Here is a 5,822-nt window from a genome sequence, read left to right on the forward strand (position 1 = left end):
GGTGACGATGTATCTGCACTTCCCGTTCGTCACCGTGCCGATTCCGATCAACCCGCCGCCGCCGCCGGCGCCCCCGGCTCCGTAACACGTGGCAAACGGTCTCGACTGAGCGCACACTGGCAGTTACGGCACGAGCGCCAAGGAGGTCGCGTGGGCGAGCACAGTGGTTTCGGATTCGACCCCGACGAGTTCGATCGAATGATCCGGGAAGGCAGCGAAGGGCTGCGCGACGTGTTCGAGCGGGTCAGCAAGTTCGTGGCCGCTCCCGGTGGCCGGATGGGCTGGTCCGCCGTCTTCGACGACCTGTCGCGGCGGCCGCGCAGTGCCCCGGAAACCGCCGGCGAAGCCGGCGAGGGTGTGTGGGCCATCTACACGGTCGACGCCAACGGCGGCGCACGCGTCGAACAGGTTTATGCGACCGAACTCGACGCGCTGCGGGCGAACAAGAACAACGTCGATTCCAAACGCAAGGTGCGATTTCTGCCCTACGGCATCGCGGTCAGCGTCCTCGACGACGACGACGCCGAAGAGCCCGCGTAACAGTCGTTTCCGCTCAGCCCTGCTGCACCACGTTGGAGCCGCCGGAGTTGCTGATCTTCGGCGCGCCCGAGTGGTAGGTGACCTTATTGTTGAAGCCGGACGCCTCGATGCTGTCGACGGCCTCGACCGTGATCGAATTTTGGACACCGGACACCGACAGGCCGGTGCAATGGCCGGTGATCGTCACCGTGTTGGAGACCCCACTGACGTTGACGATGTTGTCGTTGCAGGCGATGGTCCGGTTCTCGTTGATCCCGGAGACGCTGAGTTCGGTGCCCGGCGGTGCGGTGGGTGAGGTCGACGGAGTGGGTGATTGCCTGCGGGAGGTCCATGGGCCGGGGTTCGTTGAAACGCTCGGTGGGCTGAACGTTTGGGAGATGGTCGGCGGCGAGGCGATGATCGACTTCACGCCGGAAATCTGGTGTGCGGCAAAGGCCGCGATGCCGCCCGCGAGGGCCAGTACGCCGATGACGACGATCGTGCCGAGGATCCACCAGACGCGGTTACTCGAGGGGCGTTGCCGGGGTGGCCCGGGCATCGGGCCGCCGTAGGTCCACGGGGCCGGCGGCGGGGGTGGGGCGCCCGCCGGGCCGGGCGGATAATTCTGGCCGGCGGGCCGCGCGCTGCCCTGCTCAGACGCCCGCGCCGCCTCGGCGAGCGGGCGCTCGAGTTCCCGGATCCGGTCTTCCGGGTCTTCGTTTGCTGCCATGGGAATGAATATGCCATTCGCTTCTGCGTTTCCGGGCCGTTCGGTAGTTTTTACGATCGTGCCCGATTTGCCGAATCGCCAGGTCCTGTTGCGTCGCCGCCCTTCCGGGCTTGTCCAACCGGATGACACGGAAATGGTCAGCACGCCCGCGCCCGAACCCGCCGAGGGCGAGGCGCTGTTGCGCACCACCTACGTCGGCATCGACGCCGCCGCGCGCACCTGGCTCGACGACCAGCCCAGCTACCTTCCGCCGGTACAGCTGGGTGAGGTCATCCGGGCGGCCGGCATCGGCGAGGTGGTTGCGTCGCGGTGTGACGCGTACGCCGTCGGCGACGTCGTCACGACTCTGACGGGCTTCCAGGAGTACGCGATCATCCGCGACGACCTGTTCAGCACGCCGATCCCGGGCGAGGACGACCAGCTGGCGATCATGTCCGTCTACGGGCCGACCGGCGCCACCGCCTATTTCGGGATGACCGACATCGGCCGGCCGCAGCCGGGGGAAACGGTGGTGGTGTCGGCGGCCGCGGGTGCCACCGGATCGGTCGCCGGGCAAATCGCCAAGATCGCCGGCGCCCGGGTCGTCGGCATCGCGGGCGGCCCGGAGAAATGCCGGGCGGTGGTGGAGGACTTCGGATTCGACGCGTGCATCGACTACAAGAACGACGACATCGCGGCGGCGCTGAAAAGGCATTGCCCGCAACGCGTCGACGTCTACTTCGACAACGTGGGCGGCCCCATCCTCAACACCGTGCTGGGTCGCCTGGCCGCCCGCGCGCGCGTCGTCCTGTGCGGCGTCATCTCCAGCTACCTGACCGGTGATCACCCCGGGCCGGCCAACTACGTGAACCTGTTGTCGAAGACCGCCCTGATGCAGGGGTTCAACGCGCTAGATCAGTGGGGCCGCTTCGACGAGGCGTTCGCCGCGTTGCGCCAGTGGGAGGCCGAAGGCCGACTTCACCACCGGCAGACCATTTTTGAGGGCATCGAGTCGTGCGTCGATGCCCTCAACGGCCTGTTCACCGGCGTCAACGTCGGCAAGACCCTGGTCAGGCTGAGTGAACCCAGTCCACGCTAGGCCGCGCCGAGTACCCGGTGTAGCGCCTTGCGCGCATCGGTCAGCGCCTCGAGCACCGTGGTCCGCGTCTCGGCGAGCTGCTGCTTCTGCTCGTCGGTGCCCGTCCATGCGATGGTGCGGGCCAATCCGGCGATCTCGAAGAACTCCTTGCGGATCTTCACGACGTCACCGAACTTGGCCGCGCGGCCCAGGAAGGCGTGGGCGGTCTCGCTGCTGATTCCACGCCAGGCCAACAGGTTTCGGCCGAGCTCGGTCAGCGTCGCCACGCCGCCGTCGACGGTGACCACGCCGCGGCCGGCGAGTATGCCAATCGCAAGCTCGGCCACGTCCTGCGGAGGGGTGAACGCGCCGCCGGTCGCTTCGGCCACCCGTTGCACCACCTGGGCGGCGTCAGCCGGCCCGTCCAGCAGCAAAGCCGCGGTGACGAACGCCGCGCGCTTGAGGCCGTGACGACCCTTCTTGCCGAAGGGTGCGGAGCCGGGACCGCCGGCGCCCGGGCCGCCAAAACCTGGGCCGCCGAACCCCGGACCACCAAAGCCCGGACGATCGAAACCGGGGCCACCAAAACCACCGAAGAATCCATGAGACATGAGCTGTTTTCCTTTCTCAGACCATCAACTTCCTTGATACCAGGGGATCCGGTGATGTCAACCAGGTTGATGGTGTAGAGGCGTGAAATCCCTGGAAGTGGGTGCCGCGGCTGCTATCGTCGCTTGTTTATGCGAGGGGTGTGGCGGCGACGGGCCGGTGCGCGGGTCGTGACGGGGAACGCCGTGCGCGGATCGGGTGCGCGCACCGCGCGCGGGCCCCGGCCGCGGGATGCGTGCCACCCCACCGCGTGGTTTCATAACACCGTTTGCGAGAGTTGCCCGGGGAGATGTCGCCGAGCTTGACGAGCCGGCTTCGAACGATTGGTGGTTTAGATGGATCGTCGCAGCATGATGTTGATGTCGGGCCTCGGCATGATCGGGGCTGCGATGCGCATGCCGGGTGCCTGGGCCACCCCCTCGGGCCCGTCAGTCCCGGCCGCGCCGGCGGCGGGGGGCGGCGGCTTCATCTTCGCCGACGAGTTCGACGGGCCCGCGGGTTCGGCTCCCGATCCGGGCAAATGGACGGTGCAGACGTGGCAGGACGACGTCTTTCCGCCGGTCGCGGGAATCTACCGCGACGACCGGCGCAACGTGTTCCAAGACGGCAACTCCAACCTCGTCCTGCGTGCCACCCGAGAAGGGGACACGTACTACGGCGCCAAACTGCGGGGCAACTTCCGCAGCATGATCAACCAGACCTGGGAAGCGCGGATCAAGCTGGACTGTTTGGAGCCGGGCCTGTGGTCCGCGTTCTGGGGTGTCAACGAGGATCCGCTGCCAGACGGCGAGGTCGATCTTTTCGAGTGGTACGGCAACGGCTCGTGGCCCCCGGGAACCACGGTGCACGCCGCGTCAAACGGCAAAACGTGGGAAGGCAAATCCATCCCCGGCATGGTCGACGGCGCCTGGCACACCTGGCGAATGCATTGGGGCGAGGAAGGGTTTCAATTCGCCCGCGACGGGGCGCAGTACTTCAGCGTTTCGAACAAACCGATCCACGTCCACGGGGGCGCCCCCGACGACTTCCGGTGGCCGTTCAACAACCCCGGCTATTGGATGACGCCCATGTTCACCCTCGCTGTCGGTGGGGTCGGCGCCGGTGATCCTGCCGCTGCCGGCCTCCCGGCGGACATGCTCGTCGACTACATCCACATCTGGTGACTATCGCTCCGCTTTGAGCACCTGAACCAGGTTGAACTGCCAGCGTTCGACCAGCCGGAAGCCCAGGTCATGCGGCACCGCGAAGGCGGGTGATGCCCAATAGCGCGGGCCGGGTGGCAACGCCGGGCCCTGCTCGTGCGCCGGCTGGGACGGGTCGGCCTGGGTGATGATCCAGACGACGCCGCACTGGCTCAACGGTCTGGCCACCACCTCGGGGATCAGATTGGTGTCGAACACGTCGTTGCGGTCGGTCGCCCGCTGCCACAGCGTGAGATCGATCAGCTTGCGATAGGCATCCGGGCGCGCCGCCATCAGCGGGCGCATGGGAGCCGGCATGAACGTCACCGTGTCGTTCACCAACAGGCAATCGCCCGGCGCCGCCCTCGCGCTGATCAGATCGGCGACCTGGCTGTAGTCCATGCCGTATTTGGCATACGGGTTACGTTGCACCCGAACATAATTCGGGGCGGCGGCCAAGGCGAAAAGACCGACGACAGCCGTCGTCACCCACGGTTTTGCGGCCACCGCGCCACTGCAGACGCCCAGCGTCAGCGCCAGCGCGGGTGCGGTGAAGCACAAGTAGCGCGGCGTGTAGATCGAGTGAACCAGCGCCGAATACGTGACGATCGCGGCCGTCGGTGCCACAAGCCACCCCGTCGCGAGCACCAGCAGTTGGCGCTGCGACTCCGCCAGACGCGCGGACCCGCTGACCCACAACACGATTGCCGCGCCGATCAGCAGCGCCGACAGCACTGCGAACGGGGGGCATCGTTCGAAATACTGCTGCATCAGCACGTCTTCGATGGTGCGGTGACCGATGGGTGCGACCCAACTGATCTGGTGTGCCTGCCCGGCGACCGTCATCAGGAACGGCAGCAGCGCGGCCACGGCCGCGGCCGACGCAATCGCGAAGCCCAGCAACGTCGTTCGGCTCCGGTGGAAGACGCCGACGAACGCGACAAAAGCCGCCAGCAATAGCGCAAGGTACGCGTCGAGCACGATCGAGCAGGCCAACGCGACGGCATACGACAGCCACAGCCAAGCGGTGTCGCGGCGCGCGGCATAAACCAGCAGGACGGTCAGCCACACGGCGGCCATCATCGACATCGCATAGGGGCGAGCCTCGATGCCCGCCCACGTGGTCCGGGGCAGGATCGCGCAGAACACACCGGAGGCCACCGCGACGGTACGGGAGGAGAACTGCTTCCCCAGCACCACGACGCCGGCTGCCGCCCCGCCTACCGCCAGGGCGCTGGGCGCGCGCGACCAGAACTCGGTGGGCGGGAAGACCTGAAACCAGCCGTGCATGAGGACGTAGTACAAACCGTGGACGGCGTCGACATTGCCCAGCATGTGCCATATCTGGGCCAGCGACCGGCTATAGGCGGCCGAGATGGTCGCGGCCTCGTCGTACCAGAACGAGGGCCGGGCGGCGCCGGCCATGCTCACCGCGGCGGCCGCGATTGCGACGATCAACGGGTCCAGCGCGGCCGGTGTCGCCAATCGGCGACCCCCCGGCGCGCCGCGGCGATCGTGTGATGCTTCGGTAGCTCCGATGCTCACCGAACCGCCCGGGACGTCGCGGTTTGGCTGAACACACCGCTATGTTGCCAGAAGCCAACCGGGCCGATCAGGGGGCTCATCCGGCCGCCGATTCGAACGTATGATCGATCAATGGGTCCGCTCGCGTCGATCGGGTACAACGGCCAACCGGTCCGCAGCCCGTTTCGGGTGGTCCGTCCGG

Annotated in this window: 6 protein-coding genes; 3 read left to right on the forward strand and 3 right to left on the reverse strand. The window is 67.3% G+C overall.

The features are described from left to right. The first annotated feature begins 150 nt into the window (after nucleotides 1-150). The gene (locus tag VFW69_RS20700; RefSeq protein WP_526504066.1) at nucleotides 151-540 is read left to right on the forward strand and encodes an Rv0313 family protein; all 390 of its coding nucleotides are present in this window, start codon (nucleotides 151-153) and stop codon (nucleotides 538-540) included. Nucleotides 541-553: 13 nt separating this feature from the next. Here the strand turns inward: VFW69_RS20700 and VFW69_RS20705 are convergent, their stop codons facing one another. Then, the gene (locus VFW69_RS20705) at nucleotides 554-1,249 is read right to left on the reverse strand and encodes a DUF3060 domain-containing protein (protein WP_526504068.1); all 696 of its coding nucleotides are present in this window, start codon (nucleotides 1,247-1,249) and stop codon (nucleotides 554-556) included. 58 nt (nucleotides 1,250-1,307) lie between these two features. Here VFW69_RS20705 and VFW69_RS20710 point away from each other — a divergent pair, with 58 nt between their 5' ends. Then, nucleotides 1,308-2,327 carry an NADP-dependent oxidoreductase gene (locus VFW69_RS20710; RefSeq protein WP_526504070.1) on the forward strand — a complete coding sequence of 340 codons (1,020 nt, stop codon included), beginning with the start codon at nucleotides 1,308-1,310 and terminating at the stop codon, nucleotides 2,325-2,327. On the opposite strand, the gene VFW69_RS20715 is transcribed toward VFW69_RS20710, so the two are convergent. Then, complete coding sequence (locus VFW69_RS20715; protein ID WP_526504072.1) at nucleotides 2,324-2,917, reverse strand: hypothetical protein; 594 nt, start codon at nucleotides 2,915-2,917, stop codon at nucleotides 2,324-2,326. The genes VFW69_RS20710 and VFW69_RS20715 overlap by 4 nt on opposite strands. Nucleotides 2,918-3,250: 333 nt before the next feature. On the opposite strand from VFW69_RS20715, the gene VFW69_RS20720 reads away from it, so the two are divergent. Then, the gene (locus tag VFW69_RS20720; RefSeq protein WP_526504074.1) at nucleotides 3,251-4,078 is read left to right on the forward strand and encodes a glycoside hydrolase family 16 protein; all 828 of its coding nucleotides are present in this window, start codon (nucleotides 3,251-3,253) and stop codon (nucleotides 4,076-4,078) included. Here the strand turns inward: VFW69_RS20720 and VFW69_RS20725 are convergent, their stop codons facing one another. After that, entirely contained in the window at nucleotides 4,079-5,521 is a 1,443-nt protein-coding gene (locus VFW69_RS20725) for a glycosyltransferase family 39 protein (protein ID WP_526504076.1), read from the reverse strand. Between the last annotated feature and the right edge of the window lie 301 nt (nucleotides 5,522-5,822).

It is taken from the genome of Mycobacterium sp. (assembly GCF_036273375.1).
Classification (GTDB): domain Bacteria; phylum Actinomycetota; class Actinomycetes; order Mycobacteriales; family Mycobacteriaceae; genus Mycobacterium.

Bases quoted from the DNA above. Each gene is read 5' to 3' on its own strand.
- VFW69_RS20705 (WP_526504068.1), bottom strand. From the start codon at position 1,249: ATGGCAGCAAACGAAGACCCGGAAGACCGGATCCGGGAACTCGAGCGC.
- VFW69_RS20715 (WP_526504072.1), bottom strand. From the start codon at position 2,917: ATGTCTCATGGATTCTTCGGTGGTTTTGGTGGCCCCGGTTTCGATCGT.
- VFW69_RS20720 (WP_526504074.1), top strand. From the start codon at position 3,251: ATGGATCGTCGCAGCATGATGTTGATGTCGGGCCTCGGCATGATCGGG.
- VFW69_RS20725 (WP_526504076.1), bottom strand. From the start codon at position 5,521: ATGGCCGGCGCCGCCCGGCCCTCGTTCTGGTACGACGAGGCCGCGACC.